This is a genomic window from Streptomyces sp. NBC_01431, assembly GCF_036231355.1.
Lineage (GTDB): Bacteria > Actinomycetota > Actinomycetes > Streptomycetales > Streptomycetaceae > Streptomyces.
The window spans coordinates 1,508,236-1,529,015 of record NZ_CP109496.1; the positions used below are offsets into that span (position 1 = coordinate 1,508,236).

The window sequence follows — 20,780 nt, forward strand, 5'->3', positions numbered from 1 at the left end:
CGGTCAGGCCCTCCCCGTGCGTGGCCACGGCTGTCTATTCCCCGACCCACTGGGCTTCGTCTCCGTGATGGACAGGTCGGACTCCACCTGCTGCAAGACGGTGCCTGTGTCGTGATGCACCAGGGTGAACCGGATCCGGTGTGTGCCGGGCTCCAGGGCCGTGAAGCGGAACTGTTCGGATTCGGCGTCTCCAGGGCGGTACGCCATCGTGGCTGGTGCAACCTCCGCGCCACTCAAGGGCACGGCCACGATGTCCAGCGCGGGCCGCTCACCCGGGCGCGCCCATGGATGCTGGGGCTCAGCGATCAGCTTCAGTGTCACGTGTACTGGAGTCCCCACACTGGGGTTGTCGTCCAAGAGCGTCAGATGCGCTCGGCAGCGTGGCGGTGCCCAAAGCGCCGGAGGAACCACGTCAACATCAACCACGCTGCCGGCGACTGCGTAGGGGGCGACCGCTGCTTCGTAGAAGGCATCCGCGAGGGCAACGATGATCGAGTTGATCGCCGGCCCGTCGGTGAAGAAGTAGTTAGCCATCGTGTTGTGAGCGTCCTGGTTTTCTGCGACTGCCTCCGTAACGGCGGCTTGGAAGTCCTGCGACTCCAGGAACTGCTTCTTAGAGTTCACCTTGGTTTGCTGGACCAGGTTCGGGTCGGCGAGCAGCCGCTGCACGAGACCATGCACGAACTCCCTGACCTGGGAGGCAGCGAACGTTTCGGCGCCGAAGAGGTCGTTCATCTTGTCTATGACGACCTGAAGCGCAACGTACTTCGGATCCTTCTTCGCACCGGTACCGGCGGCGCTGATGCCCTTCAGCTGCCCGTCGCCCACGAGCGAGATGTCGACCGGGTTCGCCTTGGTGTGCTTGACCCCGACCAGCACCACATCGGAGAGGTCCACGTCGGCTGCCCAAGCGGACTCGGCGATCACCTTCTCTAGCAGGCGCAGGAAGATCGAGAGCATCTCCATGTAGGGGTCGCCGTAGTCGACGATCTGGGACATGAAGTCGTAGAGCCGTACGTAGGTGGAGACGTCCTTGCGGAACAGGTCGAGCTCCTGGAGCTTTACCTGGTCTTCCTCCTCGATCGCCCGCGCGTAGCGGCGCCGGAAGTCGTGCTGTGCCGGGCTGATCGCTGCCGAGAGAGCGTTGTTGCCCTTCCGTGTCACCCACAGTTCGGCGACCTTGCGGACGTCGTCCTCGGTGTAGATCCCGGCCTGGGCAAGCTTGTTGGCCAGGTGGACGACAACGTACGGGTCGGTCTCGGTCTCCAGAGTCGCGTTCTTGAAGTACGGCTCGAAGGCCGCCTTGATGTCCTCGGGCTTGTTGGCGAAGTCGATGACGAACGTCTTGCGCTTCTGCTCCCCGCCTGCGGTGCGATGGGTGCGGTTGAGCCGCGAGAGCGTCTGCACCGCGGTGACCCCCGACAGCTTCCTGTCGACGTACATCGCCGAGAGCAAGGGCTGGTCGAAGCCGGTTTGGAACTTGTTGGCGACCAGCATGATCTTGTAAGTGTCGCCCCTAAACGCGGCCGCCAGATCAGCCCCGGCGCCGGGGTTCATGTTGGCCTCGGTGAACTCGTCGTCCTTCGATGGCTGCGGGCCCCAGTCGCTGTGCCAGGTCTCATCCTCGGGCATCGTCACCCCGCCAGAAAAGGCGACCAGGGTGCGGTAGTTGTACGAGGCGTCCTCAGCGCGGCGCTTGGCGATGTAGGCATCTATCGCAAGCTTGTACTTCACCGCGGACTTGCGCGAGTCGGTCACCACCATGGCCTTCGCCTTGCCTTCGAGGAGGTAGGCGACGTTGGCGTGAAAGTGCTCGACGACGATCTGCACCTTCTGGCTGACGTTCGTCGGGTGAAGCTGAACCCATCTCATCAGCCCCTTGCGGGCGGCGGCCTCCTCGACCTCGCCTCCGTCACCGGCCTCGGCCTTGCCGGCGATCTGCAGCGCGGTGTCGTAGGACTGGTAGCCCTTGAGGACGTCGAGGATGTAGCCCTCCTCGATCGCCTGCTTCATCGAGTACAGGTGGAACTCGCGCGGCTTGCCGTCGGGGCCTTTGCGGCCGAACAGTTCGAGGGTCTTGTTCTTCGGCGTCGCGGTGAAGGCGAAGTAGGAGATGTTCTCCGACTCGGCACGCTCGGTCATCTCCGAGGCCAGCACCGACTCCACATCGACCTCGCCGCCCTCCTCGATCTCCTTGAGCTCCTCGGCCGTCAGTACCTGCTTCAGCTTCGAGGAGATCTGCCCCGACTGGGACGAGTGCGCCTCATCAGCGATCACGGCGAATCGCTTGCCCTTCAGGCCGGCGTCGGTCCGGATCTCTTCCAGCGCATGCGGGAAAGTCTGCACCGTCACCGCGATGATGAGCTCGCCGTTTTTCAACGCCTGTGCCAGCAGACCCGACTTCGACTTCGCGCCGGCCTTGCGGACGTCCTCAGGGCTGATCGTCGCGACAATCTTCTTGTTCCCGTCGATCTGCCGGATCGCATCCTGTAGCTGGGAATCGAGCACGGTTCGGTCCACAACCACGATGACGGAGTCGAAGACCTTCTTGTCTTCGGCATCATGCAGTCGGGCCAGCCCGTGAGCTGTCCAGGCAATGGTGTTCGTCTTTCCTGACCCGGCCGAGTGCTCGATCAAGTACCGGTGCCCGACACCCTCCTCCTTCACTGCGGCGACGATGCTCGTGACAGCCTCCCACTGGTGGAAGCGCGGGAAGAGCATGCTCGTACGTCGCACTGAGGTGCCGGTGGTGACGTCCCACTCCTCCTTGATCTGCACGATCATCAGCCGCCCGATGACGTTCAGCCAAGCGTGCTTCTCCCAGACTCGTTCCCATAGGTACGTCGTCGCCGACCCGTCGTCCGCGCCAGGCGGGTTGCCGGCACCACTGTCGAAGCCGATGTTGAACGGAAGGAAGTGGGTCTTGTCCCCCTCCAGCTTCGTGGTCATGGCTGCTAGGCCGTTGGAGACCGCGAAGTGCACCAGCGCCCGGTGACCGAACGAAAGCAGCGGCTCCAGGCGCCCGTTCGTCAGCGGGTTGCGGTCGTGCTTGTACTGGTTGATCGCCTCGTCCAGCGACTGGGTAAAGTCGGTCTTCAGCTCCACCGTGGCCACCGGGAGCCCGTTGACGAAGAACACCAGATCGATGGTGCGCTGATCGGCAGTCGAGAAATGCACCTGCCGCACCACCCGCACCCGCATCGCCTCGTAATGCGACACGGTGGTCGCGTTGAGAGTGGTTTCGGGGCGGAACTGCGCCATCTTCAACCTGCCGCCACCGATGTACTGGACCCCGTTGCGCAGGATGTTCAGTGTCCCGCCGCCATGTTCCAGGGGCTTGTCCAACGCTGCGGTCAGCACGTCAAGGAACTTTGCCTGCGACCCCGCCGCCTTCAGCGCCTTCTCGTACGCCGTCTTCTGCGTCGCTTCCAGCCACGCGAACAGATCCGCCGGGAACAGCGCTCGCTCGCGGTCGTACTCGCCTCCGTCGTGGTCATTCACCGAGTACAGCCAGCCGCGGGTCTCGAGGTACTCGCAGATCTCCTTCTCGAAGATCGCCTCGTTGTGGTCGGCCATCACGCCACCTCGTGTACGTCGATCTGTCCCGTCACTGCCGCCGTGATCAACGCTGACCGTCGCTCTCTAGAGAGCTCAATGAAACGATCTGACTCGGCGATGAGTCTGTCGATCTTCGTGGACTCTTGGTCCAGCATGGCGGCTACGCGCCGTTGCTCCTGAGGCTGCACCACGGGAATACGCATCGCTCGCAACTTTTCAGCCGTTAGATGCGGAATGGTCGACTTGTTGCACACGATGTCGATCACTCCCACGTCTCGATAGGTCCGCAGCACGTAACCCAGCCAGGAAGATGACCAGTTATTCAGCGGCCGGAGTCGATTGACGGTCTTCTGGAAGGACCATCCGGGCATGTCGCGATCGACAACCACATTCGTCCCGACTGCGCCGCCCTCGACAACGAGCAAGTCGCCCTTGAGCAGGTTGAGACTTACTGCCTCGGTGACTGAGTAGGGCATTTTCTTGACATCGCTAAGCCGCAGCCCGGAATCTTGGATGTTCCCGGCCCTGATGTACGGGAGCATCAGATCCCCGGCGCGGGTCTCTTTACTTCCGTCCAGCATCTTCCCCAGCGTTACCGAGAAGTGATATCCGATGGCGGTGAAAGCGACATCCGGCGGGGGCGAGAACGGATTGATCGCACCGAGGACCGCGTCCCGGATAAGGTCCTGTCGACGCTCACGGAGCATCTCGATCAAACGCTGCTGTTCCTCGATGAGGGTGTCAAGGCGAGCCGTTTCACGGTCGAGGTAGTCGGCGATGGCGCGCTGTTCTTCCAGCGGCGGCACTGGGATCGCCATGCTGAGGAAGACGTCAGGGTAGATCCGAAGGCGCGACGACCAGATGCCGCGGGAGAGGCGAGTCATCTCCATCACGTACGGCGTCGATCGGTAGAGGTAGTCGTAAAACCCAGGACAGAAGGCTGCGTTCGGACGCGGCCTGTACACACCGTACGCAGGGCTCACGATGCCAGCCTGCTTCGAGACGCCGAGCGCCCCCATCCACGCCCACATCGTATTAATGACGAGATCGCCCGCCTCCACGAGGCGGTAGCCATCGAGGCTCTCCGCTGCAGTCATCGTCACGGTCTTCTCTGACCTCGGGGTGATCCCGGTCAGATGCGACACGCTGAGGAGTTCCTCTGTACCTTCGGGTGAGACAGACAGCGACTCTGCCAGGAGTTCTTTGTTTCTACTCCAGCGCCAGTGGGATGGGACGTTGCCGGCCCATGCCTGCTCAAGATCAAACTGGGCTTGTGTCATCCCTCAACCTCCCGCAGCAGATCGAGGATCTTGGCAACCTGCTTCTCCAGGTCGGCGTCGATCTCCGCGAGCGGACGAGGCGGAACATACTTGTAAAAGTGCCGCGCGAAGGGGATCTCGTAACCCGTCTTGGTCTTGGCCCAGTCGATCCAGGCGTCGGGAACGTGCGGCTTCACCTCCGCATCGAAGTACGCCTGGATGACTTCGCGCTCCGCCGCCGCGCCGGCGGTCGAGCCGCCGTAGGTGAAGGGCACGTTCTCCGTGTCGCGCTTCTTCGAATCGGGCTTCGGTTCGCCCTTGCGGTTGACGACAGGGTTCCCGCCCTCGTCCAGCAGGGGGCGCTCGACGGTGACCGTCCAGTAGCCGAACTCGTCGTTGCGCAGCACCTTGGAGAGCTCGGGATCGGCGTCCTCGAAGTCGTCGTACAGCCGCAGGACCTCGGCGCGGTCGGCGTCGCTGATCTCGCGTCCCTTGGCACCGAGGTTCTTGCGCATCTTGGTCCAGAACGACGTGCCGTCGATCAGCTGCACCTTGCCCTGGCGGTCGGCGTGCTTGGTGTTGTCCAGAATCCAGATGTAGGTGGCAATGCCGGTGTTGAAGAACATGTTGGTCGGCAGGGCCACGATCGCCTCGACCAGGTCGTTCTCCAGCAGCCACCGGCGGATGTTGGAAGGGCCGGATTCAGCTCCGCCGTTGAAGAGCGGAGAGCCGTTCATGACGATGCCGACGCGGCCGCCGCCGTCCTCGGGTGCGCGCATCTTGTGGGCTAGGTGAAGCAGGAAGAGCATCTGCCCGTCGGAAGTCGCGGGGAGGCCCGGTGCGAAGCGGCCGTAGGGGCCGGCGGAGTCTCGCTCCTCCTTGACCGCCTTGGCGTACTGCTTCCAGTCCACGCCGTAGGGCGGATTGGACATGCAGTAGTCGAACTGGCGGCCCTTGAAGGCGTCGTCGGTGAGCGTGTTGCCGAAGGCGATGTTGGTCGCGTCGTGGCCCTTGGCGAGCAGGTCGGACTTGCAGATGGCGTACGACTGCGGGTTGTACTCCTGGCCGTACAGGCCCAGCTTCGCGTCGGGGTTCCCTGCGAGCAGGTGCTCCTCTGCCAGGGAGAGCATGCCGCCGGTGCCGGCGGTGGGGTCGTACAGCGATCGGATGATGCCGCCTTCGGTGAGGTCGACATCCTTCTCCGCGAAGAGCAAGTCGACCAGCAGTCGGATCGCGTCGCGTGGCGTGTAGTGGTCGCCGGACGTCTCGTTCGCTGCCTCGTTGAACTTGCGGATGATGTATTCGAAGGCGTCGCCCATGTCGGAGTTCGACACCACATCAGGGTGGAGGTCGACCTTGCCGAAGGACTTAACGATCTCGCGTAGGAGCCCGGCCTTCTCCAGAGCCAAGATCTCCTTCTTGAAGTCGAAGTACTCGAACACGTCCACGTCGCCGGAGAACCGGTCGATGTAGTCGGCCAGGTTGTCCGCCAGCCCGTCCGCGTCGGCCAGCAGGTTCGCGAACGAGTAGTTGGAGGTGTTGTAGAAGGTCCGTCCTGTAGCCTTCTTGACCTCGACCTTGAGCCGGTTCGGGTTCTCGAACTTCGCTGCTAGCTCTCGCACCGTCGCGTGATCGGGTTCAAGGATGCAGTCGAGCCGCCGCAGGATCGTGAACGGGAGCACCACTGTCCCGTACTGGTTGGGGCGATATGGGCCCCGAAGCTGGTCAGCGATGGACCAGATGAAGCTACCGAGCGTGCTCACAAGTTCCTCACGAGAATCGTCTAGCAGTGCCAATCACTTTGCCAGAGTCAGCAGCCACCGTCCCACGGTTCAGCCACTCACCGGTGTGGATCCCAGCACCGGTAGGACATCCACGTCCCAGCCCAATCCCAGCACGGTACGGATGACCAGGGATGACGACAGGTGACGATGGGTCAGCTATCCCAGCACCATCCAAGCACGGGAAAACGCAAAGGACCCGACCCCGAAGAGCCGGACCCATCTGACCTGCATGTTTGCCATATCAGTGACGTGGTGATAAGTCACCCGCTATACCCGGGTCGGCTTCCAACTGTCGAGCCCTGGAAGCCGATGGCCGAAATTCACTGACGGGCCGCCAGCCGACCCCGTGGCGCATTTCATGGTCCAAATTCTCCTTAGAGGGTAGCCGCGCACGCCCCTTGGAGATCACCGTGGACCAGCCGACGCACCCCTGCACTCCGAGACAGACCAATCGGCAAGAACAACCTGCTGACCGCTGCTGCGATCGTCAGCCTGCTGCAGGGAAGCACGCCGATGGCTGTCCGTCCTCCACCACATCGGACCGGCCTCAGCTCCGCTGCCCAGCCACGGACCATACAGGCCGCCTCGAAGCGGTACTCCCGCACGAGCCTCCCGCTCTCACGCCCGCGACGGCGGCCGCACTCCTGCGGATCCTCCTGTCCACGTACGAAACACAGGTCCGGAAGGCCCCCCGGCTGCCCTGAGTCACGCCCTGGGTTCCAGCAGCCCCCAACTGGACCTTCTCGTCGATCAGAGGTACCACGGACGACCACCGGCCGCCGGTCGCACCACAATCTCTGCAGGAGTACGACGTGACCCGATTCGCTTTCGCCGGACGCTGCTCGACCGAAGACCTCCAAGACCCGGAGGCGTCAAAGAACTGGCAACTCCTCCGGGCCAAAGGGCTGATCGAACCGGCCGGCGGCCGGATCGTGGCCGAGTACTTCGACTCCGGCCACTCACGCGCCCTGCCATGGAAGCGCCGGCCCCAAGCCGCAGCCCTCCTCCAGGACTTGCGCAACCCCGAGCGGGGGTTCGACGCCGTTGTCATCGGAGAGCCCCAGCGCACCTTCTACGGCAACCAGTTCGGCAACACCTTCCCCCTCTTCGTCCACTTCCACGTCCCCCTGTGGGTCCCCGAAGTCGGCGGACCGATCGACCCCGACAACGAAGCCCACGACCTCGTCATGTCCGTCTTCGGCGGCATGAGCAAAGGCGAACGCAACCGCATCAAAATCCGGGTGCGCACCGCCATGGCCTCCCAGGCCCAGCTCGAAGGCCGCTTCCTCGGCGGACGACCGCCCTACGGCTACACGCTCGAAGACGCGGGCCCGCACCCCAACCCCGCCAAAGCCGCCGACGGCAAACGCCTGCACCGACTCGTACCCGACCACGCCGTCGCGGCAGGCGTCGTGCAGCGGATCTTCGCCGAGTACCTGCACGGCATGGGCTACCTGGCCATCGCCATCCGGCTCACCGACGACGGCATCCCCTGCCCATCCGCCCACGACCGAGCCCGCAACCCCCACCGCTCCGGCCTCGCCTGGTCGAAAAGCGCCGTCGCCACCATCCTCGCCAACCCCCGCTACACCGGCCATGAGGTGTGGAACAAACAGCGCAAGGACGAGGTCCTGCTCGACATCGACGACATCACACTCGGCCACCACACCAAACAATCCTGGAACAAGCCCGACCAGTGGATCTGGTCCGCGCAACCGGTCCACGAACCACTCGTCAGCCTCGAGGACTTCAAAGCCGCCCAGGCGCAGCGCACCTCACGGCACGAGCGGCGCGACCACCCGCGGCCACCGCGCACCACCACGCACCCCTACCTGCTGCGCGGGCGCATGCGCTGCTCCATCTGCCGCCGCAAGATGCAAGGCAGCTTCAACAACGGCCACCCCCACTACCGTTGCCGCTACACCGCCGAGTACGCCCGCACCACAGCCCTCGATCACCCGCCGACCATCTACGTCCGCGAGGACGCCGTACTCCCCCCGCTCGACGCATGGATCGCCCAGTCCTTCGCCCCCGCCCGGCTCGACCGGACCCTCCACGAACTCCAACGCAGCCAGGAGATCACGCTCACCACTGCCCCCGCGCTCGAAGTCGCCCGCATCACCATCGCCGACTGCGACCGCCGCATCGCCCACTACCGCGCAGCCCTCGACCGCGGCACCGACCCCGAACTCATCACCCGCTGGATCACCCAGACCCAAGCCGAGAAAGCAGCCGCCCAACGACAGCTCCACGAGACCGACCAGGCGCAGCGCACCGTGCTCACCGAGGACCAGATCCGCGAGCTGATCGAACAACTCGGCAACATTCACGCCGCCCTCGCCGCTCCCGCACCCGAAGACAAACGGCAGCTCTACCTGGCCCTCGGGCTCCAGCTGACCTATTACGCAAAAGAGCGGATCGTGACCGTTGAGTCACAACCCGCTCTTCTATGTGCACAAACTCTGTGTCCGAGGGGGGACTTGAACCCCCACGCCCGATAAAGGGCACTAGCACCTCAAGCTAGCGCGTCTGCCATTCCGCCACCCGGACAAGGTGTTGTCTTCGCGGGGCGTTCCCCGCGGCGACATAGAGAACTCTACCAGGGGTTCGAGGTGCCGTTCACCTGCATATTGCGTGGTCAGGCGAGCGTCACCCCTTGTTGGCGGCGGTCCAGTCCTCGTTCGCCTGCCACGCGTACAGAGTGTCCCCGTCCATGTACGCGTAGTACAGGTCGCAGCGGGCGGTGGTGCGGGCCTCGGCGTGCTTGGGGAACCAGGGCGGCTTGATCGCCGGGGGTCGCGGGGGCGTGGCCGGCTGGTGGGGTTTGCAGGTGGCGGGAAGGGCGGCTGAGCGCAGGGTGGCCTTCAGGAGGCGGTCGCCGCCGGTCGTCTTCATCGCGTACTCGATGTGCCTCGCCTCGTCCGGAAGCCAGCGCGGTACGGACGCCCGGTCGTGCTTCGCCTCCTTGCCGGAGTGGTAGGAGGAGGCCTCGTCGTGGCGGTTCTGGTACCAGTCCTTCGCGGCCGGTACGGCCACGAAGGCCGCGAAGCCCAGAGCCACCGCGACCGAGGCGACGGCGAGGACAAGGGTCCGGGTCTTGGGGCGGGCGGCGGTCATGGGGCTCCTCGGCTCGGCAGGTCGTCGTCAGCGGGATGTTTTCCATTCTTCGGGCGCCGGTGTGCCGATTCGTACGCCGTGAGGACCAATGTGTGTACGACTGTGGGACCACACGGCGGCGCGGAGAGCTGCGAGCCGGAGCCCGGCTCTAGCCTTCGCCGGGTGGACACGGGCAAGGGATACCGGCGGCCGCGGGCGTTGTCGCCGCTGCGGGAGCATCTGCGCGACACCTTCTGGTTCGCGCCGACCGCGGCGATGGTGCTGACCTTCGCACTGTGGACCGGCGTGTCCGAGGCCGACGCGGCCATCATTCGGATGCTCCAGGACCGTCAGGCCTACGACGAGGTCACCGAGCTCATCCGGCTCGTCGACGACGCCAAGACCGTGATCACCACGGTCAGCTCGGCGATGATGACCTTCATCGGAGTCGTGTTCAGCATTTCGCTGGTCGCCGTCCAGATGGCCAGTGGGCAGTCGCCGCGGGTCGTGCGGATCTTCGTGCGGTCCCGCATCACCAAGCTGACCTTCGCCGTCTTCCTGGCCACTTTCACGCTGACGCTGCTCGTGCTCACCTCGTTCGACAGCGAGACCGACCCCCGTCTGGTGACCAGCGTTCCGTTTCTGCAGAGCGCTTTCACGCTCCTGATGGTCGCGCTGAGCCTGTTTCTCTTCATCGCGTACGTGAACTCGACGCTCCGGCTCATGCGGGTCGGGCATGTGGTCGACCGGATCACCGGAGAGGCGTTGCGCGTGGTGGACAAGATGCCGCGCGGCGATGTCGGCGGGCTGCCCTTCGGGCCGGAGACGGCCCGGATCGGGTACAGCGGGCGCGGCGGGGTGCTGCGGGACGTGAACATCGCCCGGCTCGTCCGGGCAGCCCGGCGCCATGGCGTGGTGCTCCGGCTGATCCCCCGGATCGGGGACTTCGTGGTGGCGGGCACTCCGCTGCTCGCGGTGCACGGGGGTGAGAAGGCTCCCTCGCTCCGCGGGCTGCGGTACACGGTGTCGGTGGGTGTGGAGCGTACGTTCCACCAGGATCTGGGGTTCGGGCTGCGGCAGCTCGGCGACATCGCGCTGCGGGCCCTGTCGCCCGCCATCAACGACCCGACCACCGCCGTGCAGTGCCTGGACCGGATCGTCCAGCTCCTGACGGCGCTGGTGAACCGGCCGCTCGGGGCGGTGGGACACCGGGACGGCAAGGGAGAGGTGCGGCTCGTTCAGAACGTGCCGGACTGGGCCGATCTCGTTGATCTGAGCTTCTCCGAGATCCGGCTCTGCGCGGTCGGAAGTCCCCAGGTCACCCGGCGGATCGCGGCCGGGCTCGACGATCTGCTGCGGATCGCGCCCGAGGCCCGGCGCGCGCCCCTGTTGCGGCACCGGGCGCTGCTCGGGCAGGCCGTGACGCTCGCGGTGCCTCAATCCTCGGAGTGTGCCTTCGCGCTGGAGCCGGACCGGCAGGGGATCGGATGACACTCCCCGGCCGGTCCGAAACGGAGAAGGCGAAGGTGGCGCAAGACCTGCCCCGGCCCCGCTCCCCCGCCGGTCGGGGGCTGCGTGCCTCGGGCGCCAACCCCCGTTACGGGATCAGCCGGTAGTCGGGGAAGTTGCCCGGGCCCCGCTCCCCCGCCGGTCAGGGGCTGCCTGCCTCGGGCCCCAACCCCCCTTACGGGATCAGCCGGTAGTCGGGGAAGTTGCCCGGGGCCCGCTCCCCCGCCGGGCCCTCGGTCACGGCCCGTACCAGGAGGTCCCCGCCGACGAAGGCGCCTCGCCAGGACGCTCCGTATCCGCCGAACAGTTCCTCCCGGTCGCCCCGTGAACGGGGTTTGCCACGGCCCACCTTGAACGCCCGTATCTGCGGGGCCAGTCGGTCGTAGGTGTCCGGATCGTCGGTTGACAGGGTGGCCACCAGTGCTCCGTTGGACGCGTTCATGGCGGCGAGCAGTTCGGCCTCGGTGTCGACCAGGACGATCGTGTCGACCGGGCCGAACGGTTCCGCGTGGAACAGCGGCGAGGACGGCGGCGGGTTGAGCAGGGTGACCGGCGCCAGATAGGCGCTGGTGTCCTGGCCGGGCAGGAATCGGCCATCGGACAGGGACGCCCGGTGCAGCGGGACGGCGCCCCGGTCGACGGCCTCGGCCACCTGGTCGCTCAGCTCCTTGGCCTTGGCCGCGTTGATGAGCGGGCCGAAGTCCAGTTCCGGCAGGGGGTCTTGGGGGTCATCCACGGCCAGGGGGTGCCCGGCGCGTACGGAGCGTACGGCCGGCAGGTAGGCGGCCAGGAACTGATCGAACAGGGTGCGCTGGACGACGAACCGGGGGTAGGCGGTGCAGCGCTGCTTGCCGTAGTCGAAGAGCTTGGGGATGACACAGGCGAGCCCGGCCCAGTCGGTGAAGTTCCAGATGCCCCAGGTGTTCAGGCCCTCCTGTTCCGGGATGTGCGGTTTGCCGAGGTCGGCCACGGCGGTGGCGATGCGGGCGCCGGTGTCGCGGCCGCCGACGAAGGAGACGCAGCCGATCTCCGGGGAGCGGACGAGTGCCTCGGAGAGCTCGCCTCCGCTGCCGCTCACCAGGGTGACCGGAATGCCCTCGCGCACGGCGAGCGCACTGGCCAGGGTGAGGCAGGCGACGCCGCCGTCGGTCGGGGTCTTCGCGATCACGGCGTTACCCGCGAGCGCTTGGACCAGCATCGCGTGAACGAGTACCGACATCGGGTAGTTCCAGCTCGCGATGTTGGACACCGGGCCGGGCAGCGGGGTCCGGCCCGCCAGCATCACGTCGATGTTCTCGACGTACCAACGCACCCCGTCGATGGCGCGGTCGACGTCCGCCGTGGCCAGCCGCCAGGGTTTGCCGATCTCCCACACGAGGAGCAGGGCGAGCAGCTCGCGGTGTCCGGTCAGCGCGTCGAGCGTGGCGCCGACGCGGGCACGGCGCTCGGCGAGCGGGACGTGCCGCCAGGCGCGGTGCTGGTCGAGTGCGGCCCGTACGGCCTGTTGCGCGGCGGGTCCGTCGAGACGGGGCGGGCCGACGATGGGGCTCGCGTCGAGAGGGCTGGTGGCGGCCAGGACGCGACCATCGGCGTGCCACCGGCCGTCCCAGAGGTTCAGGACTCGGTCGTCCCTGAAGGCCTCGGGGGCGGCGGCGAGGCTGCGCCGCCAGGCATCCTGCCAAGCGGTGCCGGGCTTGAGGGTGAGGGGGGCGGGGGTGGGTGCCATGTCTGGATCTCCGCTCTCGGTGCACGGTCGGGGCGGGGTGTGCGATGGCGCTGTTACCGGACGGTAGTGAGCCGGACGGGCGTTGGCACGCACGCGGCGTGAAGTATGAGTGACGTCACGTGATCACGGGCGGGGGTGCGGATGAGGGTGAGGGTGAGGGCTTGGGTGCGAGCTCGCGCTCGGGCACGGGTGAGGCGGGGGCTCGGGTGAGGCGCGGGCTCGGGCTCATGGCGGGCGCGGGCACGCACTCATGGCGGGCGCGGGCACGTGCTCATAACGGGCGCGGGCACAGGCTCGCCCACCCCTCGGCCGTGCCCCAACAAGCTTGCTGCGAAGTAGGGTTGCTGCCCGGCGCGCCCTTCCGGCGAGCGCTAAGCCCCTTCCCTCCGCGACCCGGACGAGCGAGTTGACCGAGGCACGACCGCATCCCCATCGGCGCGACCGCCAGGAAGACCCGGGCCGAGCAGCCAGGACGCGTTGGGCGTACAACTCCACTCCAGAATTGGCCAGTTGAGCCGACGCCGCCTTCCGGAAGACGTGGCCCTTGCCTCCCTGCCGGTGAACCTGGCATGCCGTCAGTTCAGCGGCTGCCGAGGCCGCAGCGGGTTTCACTCCGCACGCTTGCCGCGACCGCGTGCCTTCACCTGGCAACACCCTCGCCGCAACCCTCGGCTTCGGCGCCGTAGGCCCGACACATCGTGGCCCCAATCCCAGACCCAGCACCGGGAGTTGGCGTAAGCCCACATGTGCGCGGCTCCACCCCGGAACCGAGACGGGCCGGGGCCACTGTCGCGCGCTCGGCTAGGGTGTCGGCCGCACATCCGTACGACATGCCTGCTGGGGGAACGTATGTCTGCCGTCGACGGCATGACGGCGGGGGCCGGGAGCGCCGCCGGGCGCCGGGTCTCCACCTTGGAGCTCTTCTTCGACCTCGTCTTCGTCTTCACGATCACACAGCTGACCGTGCTGCTCACGCACGACCTCTCGTTCGCCCAGGCGGGCCGGGTGCTGCTGATCTTCGCCGTCCTGTTCTGGATGTACGGGGCCTACGCCTACCTCACCAACCAGGTGCCGCCGGAGACCAACGCCCGCCGCATTCCGCTGATCCTCGGCATGTGCGGCTTCTTGACCTGCGCCCTGGCCATACCTGGCGTGTTTACCACCAACGGCGTCGCGTTCGGGCTCGGCTTCCTCCTGGTCACCGTCGTGCACAGCGCGCTCTACGCGCTGCTGCACGGGCGGTACGTCCTCAGTTTCGCGCTGACCAATGTGCTCGCGGCGCTGTGCGTGACGGCGGCGGGCACCGTCAGCGGGCGGGCGGCCGAGGGGCTGTGGCTGGCCGCGCTGGTGCTTCAGAACATCACTCCCATCCTGTCCAGCCGCATCAGCGCCGACGTGAACGGCGAGCGTGTGCCCGTCACGGGGCGGGTCGGCGGCCTCGACCCGGCGCACTTCGTGGAGCGGCACGGGCTGCTCCTGATCGTCGCGTTCGGCGAGTCCGTCATCGCCATCGGCGTCGGTTCCGGCGAACTCAAGCTGGACTGGGGGATGTTCGGCGGGGTGGCTCTCGCGCTCGCCCTGGCTACGGCACTGTGGTGGACGTACTTCATCCGGGACGAGGAGGCCGCCGAGGCGGCGCTGCGGGCCGCGTCCGGGCTCAGCCGGTTCCGGCTGACGATGCTCGCCTACTACTACAGCTTCGTGCCGATGCTGCTCGGTGTCGCGGTGCTCGCGGCCGGGGTCAAGAAGTCCATCGGGCAGCTGCCCGAGCACCTGCCGACCGCGCCTGCCGTCGCCCTGGCCGGCGGGGTGGCGCTGTTCCTCGCGGGCAATGCCGCCTTCCGTGCGACGCTGCGCATCACACCGCTGCGTTTCCGCGCCGGCGCCGCGGTGGTCGCGCTCGCCACCGTGCCGCTCGGCACGCACGTCTCCTCCCTCGCCGAACTGGTCGCCCTGGTGCTCGCACTGGTCATGATGCTGCTCGCTGAAGCACGATGGGCGCCTTGCACCCATGACGAGAGGGGAAGCGCATGATCCTGGTGACCGGGGCGACGGGGAACGTCGGGTCCGAACTGGTCCGGATTCTGGGCGAGTTGCTCGGCGGTACCGGCGAGGAGGTACATGCGCTCAGCCGTTCCGGAAGCCCGGCGGGCCTGCCCGCGAACGCGCGGGCGGTGGCCGGTGACCTCAACCGGCCCGAGTCCTTCGCCGCCTCCCTCGCCGAGGCACGCGCACTGTTCCTGCTGCCCGGCTACGAGAACATGGCGGCGACGCTGGCCGCCGCCCGCGCGGGCGCGGCCGAACGCGTGGTGCTGCTCTCCGGCGGCTCGGCGGGCGGCGGCGACCTCACGAACGCGGTGTCCCGCTACATGATCGAGTCCGAAACGGCGGTACGGGAGTCGGGACTGCCGTGGACGATCCTGCGCCCCCGGATGTTCATGTCCAACTCCCTTGAATGGACTGAGCGGTTGAGACAGGGCGATGTGGTGCGGGCGCCCTTCGCGGACGTACGGGCCGCGGTGGTCGACCCGTACGACATCGCCGCGTGCGCGGCCGTGGCGCTCAACGGCGCGGACCACGAGGGGCGGATCCACACCCTCTCCGGTCCCGAGTCACTGCTGCCCGCCGACCGGGCGCGCATTCTCGGCGAGGTACTCGGCCGCGAGCTCCACCTCGAGGGCGTCCCCGACGACGAGGCGTACAAGGAGATGTCGGCGCGGATGCCGGTGCCGTACGTCGACGCGTTCTTCAGCTTCTACGTGGACGGCACGCTCGACGAGTCGGGTGTGGTGGACACGGTGCGCGAGGTCACGGGACGCGAGCCGCGCACGTTCCGGCAGTGGGCCGAGGCGCACGCCGACGCGTTCCGGTAGGCCCCGGGCCCAACAGCCCGCCGCGCGCACGGCGCCCGCGCCGGAGCTGACGCATGGCCACCGGGACGCCCCGTCCGGCCGGGTCAGCCCGGCCGGACGGTCCGCAGACGGCCCCGGGGAACCGCCCGGGAAGGCTCCGGGACGCCTGGCCCACCGGGCGCCCCGGCCCGGGTCGGCTGGTCGGAACGGTCCGCGCACAGCCCGGTGCCGCGATCCCGGCCAGTACGAGGCAACGGTGAGCCGGCTGTGCGGCTTCGAGTCGGCCAGGGGCACGGCGGGCGTGACCAGGGGGATGGCATCAACGCCGCATCCGGGCAAGGGAGTTGGCCATGCCAACAGCGTGCGCCTCTTCGACGGCGACAACTTCTGGGTCAACGTGACCCTCCCGCCGGCCAACTCCCCGGCAGCCATGGGGCCGCTCGTCCAGTGCCCGTAACACCAGCCCGGTGGCGTAAATCCCGAGGGGGCAGCGAAAATGCTGTCCCCTCCCGGCGCACAGGAGCCCCGCCATGAGCAGTCTCATCCATCGCGTCAACGAACCCCAGCTGTTCATCGACGCCAACACCCTCGACCTGCTCGACCCCGAGACCATGGAAACCGGCGTCCTCGACCACACCGGCAACGGCCTCGTCGCCGTCACCGACCAAGGCGCCGCAGCCATCGCCACCGCCACCGAGTCCGGCCACATCCACGTCACCGCCGAACTCTGGGACGGCGCCCCGCCGCTGCGCCTCGACGGCTGGCAAGACGCAGCCGAAATCTCGATCAGCTGGACCGGACAGCGCATGGAGCTCGGCTGCGACCCCGACGACGCACCCCACCTCGACCTGCCTCCCGGCAGCTACCGCCTCCTCGCCCACGGACGCGGGCGTGACAGCGGCGACGTCGAAGGCGGCGACCCGCCGGAAACCTATCTCCTGCAACTGTGGCCGGCGCCGGCGCAAAAGCCGGTGGTACACAAGGCCACCAGCCATTACGGCGCGAGCATCCGCAGCCCCGACACCACCCCGAAGGGCTGGCCCGCTTGGATGACCCCGGACGAAATCGCCGCCATCCGCGCCGCACGAGGCCAGTAGAAACGCGCGCTTCGACGGGCTCCGATGCGGCCGCGCAGAAGCCAAGCTTGAGCCACCCGATGCGGCCGCGCAGAAACCAGGCTTGAGCCCACCATGTGCAGCCCCGCATGAGCCGGGATCGGGCAGGCCTATGCGGACATGCAGGAACCAGGATTAGGCAGGCCCGGCGCAGCCGTGCAGGAACCAGGATTAGGCAGGCCCGGCGCGGGATGCGCACGGGCCGGGTCTCTCACGGGCAGCGGATGACCTGGCCCGCGTACGAGAGGTTGCCGCCGAAGCCGAAGAGCAGGACCGGGTCCCCGGTGCGGATCTCGCCGCGTTCGACCAGCTTCGACAGCGCCAGCGGGATGCTGGCCGCCGAGGTGTTCCCGGAGTCGACCACATCGCGGGCGATCACCGCGTTGACGGCGCCGATCTTGCGCGCGACGGGTTCGATGATGCGCAGATTGGCCTGGTGCAGGACGACCGCCGCGAGGTCCTCGGGGGTGAGTCCGGCGCGCTCGCACACCTGGCGGGCGATCGGCGGCAGCTGGGTGGTGGCCCAGCGGTAGACGGACTGGCCCTCCTGCGCGAACACCGGCGGGGTTCCTTCGATGCGTACCGCATGACCCATCTCGGGCACCGAGCCCCACAGCACCGGGCCGATCAGCTCCTGTTCACTCGCCTCGACAACCGCCGCCCCGGCGCCGTCGCCAACCAGGACGCAGGTGGTGCGGTCGGTCCAGTCGGTCACCGCCGTCATCTTGTCCGCGCCGATGACCAGCGCGCGGGTGGCGGTTCCGGTGCGCACCAGGCTGTCGGCGGTGGCCAGGGCGTGGGTGAACCCGGCGCAGACGACGTTGAGGTCGAGGACCGCGGGCGAGCCCATGCCGAGGCGGGCGGCGACCCGGGCGGCGGTGTTCGGCGAACGGTCGGCCGCGGTGGACGTCGCCACCAGGACCAGGTCGATGTCGGCGGGGGTCAGACCGGCACTGGCCAGGGCCTTCGCCCCGGCGTGCGCTGCCAGCTCGTCGACGGGTTCGTCGGGGCCCGCGACATGGCGGGTGCGGATGCCGACCCGGCTGCTGATCCATTCGTCGCTGGTATCGACCAGCTCGGCGAGGTCGCCATTGGTGAGCACCTTGGCGGGCTGGTAGTGCCCGACTGCGACAACGCGCGAGCCTCGCATGCCGGTCATGACGGATCCCCTCGATACGAGCGTTCTGCTGACATCCGGAGCCATCCAGTCTTCGTGGCTACTGATGGGTACAGGGGCGCGAGATCCAACAGGATTCACTGCCGCACCTTTGGAGCCTTGTGTCAGCGTTTCGTCCCCGCGGGTGGTTACGGCGCGCGTCGGACACCCTGACCGGACATCCTTGACCCTCCGATGACCGGCCGATGACCGTCCTAAAAGGCATTCTGTACACATATCCGTCGGCGTTACCGTCACCCCGGGCGGCCCGGACACGCTGATCGCCGCCCGTCCGGCATCGGGCGACGCCCGTCGGCATCGGCTGCAACCGCACCCTCCCCGTGCAGGACAATGAGATCGTCAAGGTCACCGCGCCGCACGACAACCCGGTGACCCACGGCAACCCGTGCGACAAGGGGCGCTTCGGCTTCCAGCGCGTACGAACCGAGACCGACCAGAGCGACCGAGGGACTGAGCACATGGGACGGGTCACCGAACGCCGCCGCGTCATCCGCATCCGGGACGGGGCGGTCTCGACCCGCCCGGACACCCTGGTCGCCGAGGAGCCCCTGGAGATCCGGCTGGGCGGAAAGCCACTCGCGATCACGATGCGTACGCCCGGCGACGACTTCGCGCTCGCCGCGGGGTTCCTGGTCAGCGAGGGGGTGCTCGGGAGCGCCGCCGAACTCCAGTCGATCGTGTACTGCGCGGGCGCCACGGCCGACGGTTCCAACACGTACAACGTGGTCGACGTGAAGCTGGCGCCGGGCGTCGCGCTGCCCGACATCACCCTCGAACGGAACGTGTACACGACGTCCTCGTGCGGTCTGTGCGGCAAGGCCAGCCTGGACGCGGTCCGTACGCAGGCCCGCTTCCCGATCGCCGACACTCCCCCGGTCCGGGTGGAGCCCGAACTGCTCGCGAGCCTCCCCGACCGGCTGCGCGCGGCGCAGCGGGTCTTCGACCGGACGGGAGGCCTGCACGCGGCGGCGCTGTTCTCGCCGGAGGGCGAACTGCTCGACATACGCGAGGACGTGGGCCGCCACAACGCGGTCGACAAGCTGGTGGGGCGCGCTCTTCAGGACGACCGGCTGCCGCTGTCGCGCTGCATTCTGCTGGTGTCGGGGCGGGCCTCCTTCGAGCTCGCCCAGAAGGCGGTCATGGCGGGCATCCCGGTCCTCGCGGCGGTTTCCGCGCCGTCCTCGCTCGCCGTCGACCTGGCCGTCGAATCGGGCCTCACCCTGGTCGGCTTCCTGCGCGGCAGCTCCATGAACGTGTACGCGGGGGACGAGCGCATCGCGCTGCGCTCGGGCGTCTGACACCGCCCGGAACCGGCCCGGTGAGCGGGAAGCGCCCCGTGTGGGGACAACCCCGCCCTGCGCCACGCCCACGCCCACACCCGCCCTCTCGAACCTGCGCTCCAAGCGGCGTGCGGGAGCAACCGGCGTACCGTTGAGATCGCGGGAACCGCACCGCGCCGAGCGGCGGTGACCAGATACGAGCGCACCGAGTTCCGGAGTCCCCATGGCACCCCGAACGCAGAACGGTCGCAGTGACCGGCCGAGCTGGGACGAGCGGCTGTCCAACCGCAGAAGGTGGCCGGCCACCGCGGTCCTGTGCGGGCTGGTGGTCGTGGTGGCCGCCATCGACCTCGCGACCGGCGAGGGGTCCCAGACCATTCAGGTGTCCGGACTGGCGGCGCTCGTGGCGGCGATGCTCTGCACCACCGGGCAGGTCGTGGTGGTGGGGATGTTCTACACCGCCGCGGTGGCTGTCGTTTACACCAGTGAGCTGGCCGCCTCGGGCGCCCCCACCATGATCGCGTCGACCGGGGGCTCGATCGTGGCCGGCATCGCCTGCGTTCTGCTGTGCCAGTCCCGGTGGGAACGCGAGAAACTGCTTGCCCGGGTCCGGTTCACGGCCGAGGCCGCCCAGCGGACCCTGTTGCGCGAACTGCCGCTCCACACCAACGACGCGGTGGTGGACGGGCTGTACATGTCGTCCGCACGGGACGCGCTGATCGGTGGTGACATCTACGAGGTCCTGCCCACTCCGTATGGCACCCGTGTGCTCATCGGGGACGTACGCGGCAAAGGGCTCCCCGCCATCCATGCCGGGGCCGCCGTGCTCACCTCGTTCCGGGAAGGCGCCTACCACCAGGCCTCGTTGCTCGGCGTGTGCACCCAGATGGAACAGGCGCTGCTGCGGCACAACCACTACGCCCAGGACACGGGGGACGGCGAGCGGTTCGTCACGGCGCTGGTATTGCAACTGGAGCCGGGGGGCCGGGCGGAGCTCGTCGGGTGCGGGCACACCACCCCGTTCAGTCTCGATGGCGGCAAGGCGGCGGAGATCTGGCTCGCCGACCCCGGACTCCCGCTCGGGCTGGGCGACTTGGCGGGGCAGGCGCGCACGACACAGGAGTTGCGCTTCCCCGCCGGGGAACGGATGGTGCTGTGCACGGACGGGGTGACCGAGGCCCGCGACGCGAAGGGGGACTTCTACCCCCTCGCCGAGCGCCTCAGCACATGGGCCGACCTGCCCTCGCCCGAACTGGTGGAGCAGCTGCGGCTCGACCTGATGCGGCACACCGGCGACCGGCAGAGCGACGACGCCGCCATCCTCGTCGTGCGCCGCAACGGCCCCTTCGACGCCGGGAAGCCGGACCGGGGGCCCGTGCCCGACGGCCGGCCGTCGACCGGCGGCCGGATCTGAGACCGGCCCG

Annotated in this window: 14 protein-coding genes and 1 tRNA gene; 8 read left to right on the plus strand and 7 right to left on the minus strand. The window is 67.8% G+C overall.

The features are described from left to right. Positions 1 to 3: 3 nt before the first annotated feature. Genes OG522_RS07060 through OG522_RS07070 form a run of 3 tightly spaced genes read right to left on the minus strand, consistent with a single transcriptional unit; the run spans position 4 to position 6,580 of the window. Entirely contained in the window at positions 4 to 3,576 is a 3,573-nt protein-coding gene (locus OG522_RS07060; protein WP_329462083.1) for a type I restriction endonuclease subunit R, read from the minus strand. Further along, on the minus strand, positions 3,576 to 4,838 hold the full coding sequence (locus tag OG522_RS07065) for a restriction endonuclease subunit S (RefSeq protein ID WP_329462084.1): 1,263 nt from the start codon (positions 4,836 to 4,838) through the stop codon (positions 3,576 to 3,578). The genes OG522_RS07060 and OG522_RS07065 overlap by 1 nt, the downstream gene beginning before the upstream one ends. After that, positions 4,835 to 6,580, minus strand: a complete 1,746-nt coding sequence (locus OG522_RS07070; RefSeq protein ID WP_329462085.1) for a type I restriction-modification system subunit M — start codon at positions 6,578 to 6,580, stop codon at positions 4,835 to 4,837. The genes OG522_RS07065 and OG522_RS07070 overlap by 4 nt, the downstream gene beginning before the upstream one ends. Before the next feature lie 833 nt (positions 6,581 to 7,413). Here OG522_RS07070 and OG522_RS07075 point away from each other — a divergent pair. Further along, on the plus strand, positions 7,414 to 9,102 hold the full coding sequence (locus OG522_RS07075; protein ID WP_329462086.1) for a recombinase family protein: 1,689 nt from the start codon (positions 7,414 to 7,416) through the stop codon (positions 9,100 to 9,102). Here OG522_RS07075 and OG522_RS07080 read toward each other — a convergent pair. Further along, a tRNA-Leu gene (locus tag OG522_RS07080) sits at positions 9,067 to 9,151 on the minus strand. The genes OG522_RS07075 and OG522_RS07080 overlap by 36 nt on opposite strands. A 99-nt stretch (positions 9,152 to 9,250) precedes the next feature. Beyond that, positions 9,251 to 9,718: a hypothetical protein gene (locus OG522_RS07085; protein ID WP_329462087.1), complete on the minus strand. Its 468-nt coding sequence runs from the start codon at positions 9,716 to 9,718 to the stop codon at positions 9,251 to 9,253. A 162-nt stretch (positions 9,719 to 9,880) separates the two neighbouring features. Here OG522_RS07085 and OG522_RS07090 point away from each other — a divergent pair, with 162 nt between their 5' ends. Next, positions 9,881 to 11,188, plus strand: a complete 1,308-nt coding sequence (locus OG522_RS07090) for a DUF2254 domain-containing protein (RefSeq protein ID WP_329462088.1) — start codon at positions 9,881 to 9,883, stop codon at positions 11,186 to 11,188. A gap of 193 nt (positions 11,189 to 11,381) precedes the next feature. Here the strand turns inward: OG522_RS07090 and OG522_RS07095 are convergent, their stop codons facing one another. Next, entirely contained in the window at positions 11,382 to 12,932 is a 1,551-nt protein-coding gene (locus OG522_RS07095) for an aldehyde dehydrogenase family protein (protein ID WP_329462089.1), read from the minus strand. 849 nt (positions 12,933 to 13,781) lie between these two features. On the opposite strand from OG522_RS07095, the gene OG522_RS07100 reads away from it, so the two are divergent. The 4 genes from OG522_RS07100 to OG522_RS07115 all read left to right on the plus strand — a co-directional run bounded on the left by OG522_RS07100 (position 13,782) and on the right by OG522_RS07115 (position 16,881). Continuing rightward, entirely contained in the window at positions 13,782 to 14,966 is a 1,185-nt protein-coding gene (locus tag OG522_RS07100) for a low temperature requirement protein A (protein WP_329462090.1), read from the plus strand. Beyond that, positions 14,963 to 15,805, plus strand: a complete 843-nt coding sequence (locus OG522_RS07105) for an NAD(P)H-binding protein (protein ID WP_329462091.1) — start codon at positions 14,963 to 14,965, stop codon at positions 15,803 to 15,805. Before OG522_RS07100 ends, OG522_RS07105 begins: the two co-directional genes overlap by 4 nt. Positions 15,806 to 16,040: 235 nt before the next feature. Beyond that, complete coding sequence (locus tag OG522_RS07110) at positions 16,041 to 16,241, plus strand: hypothetical protein (protein WP_329462092.1); 201 nt, start codon at positions 16,041 to 16,043, stop codon at positions 16,239 to 16,241. A gap of 73 nt (positions 16,242 to 16,314) precedes the next feature. Further along, positions 16,315 to 16,881: a hypothetical protein gene (locus OG522_RS07115; RefSeq protein ID WP_329462093.1), complete on the plus strand. Its 567-nt coding sequence runs from the start codon at positions 16,315 to 16,317 to the stop codon at positions 16,879 to 16,881. Between the two features lie 229 nt (positions 16,882 to 17,110). On the opposite strand, the gene OG522_RS07120 is transcribed toward OG522_RS07115, so the two are convergent. After that, positions 17,111 to 18,049, minus strand: coding sequence for a beta-ketoacyl-ACP synthase III (locus OG522_RS07120; protein WP_329467509.1), 939 nt, complete (start codon positions 18,047 to 18,049; stop codon positions 17,111 to 17,113). Positions 18,050 to 18,372: 323 nt separating this feature from the next. Between OG522_RS07120 and fdhD the strand changes: the two genes are divergently transcribed. After that, a complete protein-coding gene (fdhD, locus tag OG522_RS07125; RefSeq protein WP_329467510.1) occupies positions 18,373 to 19,374 on the plus strand; it encodes a formate dehydrogenase accessory sulfurtransferase FdhD in 1,002 nt (333 codons plus the stop codon). A gap of 205 nt (positions 19,375 to 19,579) precedes the next feature. Then, the gene (locus OG522_RS07130) at positions 19,580 to 20,770 is read left to right on the plus strand and encodes a PP2C family protein-serine/threonine phosphatase (RefSeq protein WP_329462094.1); all 1,191 of its coding nucleotides are present in this window, start codon (positions 19,580 to 19,582) and stop codon (positions 20,768 to 20,770) included. Positions 20,771 to 20,780 lie beyond the last annotated feature (10 nt).

Coding starts and splice junctions, on each gene's coding strand:
- OG522_RS07060 (WP_329462083.1), bottom strand. CDS start 3,576: ATGGCCGACCACAACGAGGCGATCTTCGAGAAGGAGATCTGCGAGTAC.
- OG522_RS07065 (WP_329462084.1), bottom strand. CDS start 4,838: ATGACACAAGCCCAGTTTGATCTTGAGCAGGCATGGGCCGGCAACGTC.
- OG522_RS07085 (WP_329462087.1), bottom strand. CDS start 9,718: ATGACCGCCGCCCGCCCCAAGACCCGGACCCTTGTCCTCGCCGTCGCC.
- OG522_RS07095 (WP_329462089.1), bottom strand. CDS start 12,932: ATGGCACCCACCCCCGCCCCCCTCACCCTCAAGCCCGGCACCGCTTGG.
- OG522_RS07100 (WP_329462090.1), top strand. CDS start 13,782: ATGTCTGCCGTCGACGGCATGACGGCGGGGGCCGGGAGCGCCGCCGGG.
- OG522_RS07105 (WP_329462091.1), top strand. CDS start 14,963: ATGATCCTGGTGACCGGGGCGACGGGGAACGTCGGGTCCGAACTGGTC.
- OG522_RS07115 (WP_329462093.1), top strand. CDS start 16,315: ATGAGCAGTCTCATCCATCGCGTCAACGAACCCCAGCTGTTCATCGAC.
- OG522_RS07120 (WP_329467509.1), bottom strand. CDS start 18,049: ATGCGAGGCTCGCGCGTTGTCGCAGTCGGGCACTACCAGCCCGCCAAG.
- OG522_RS07130 (WP_329462094.1), top strand. CDS start 19,580: ATGGCACCCCGAACGCAGAACGGTCGCAGTGACCGGCCGAGCTGGGAC.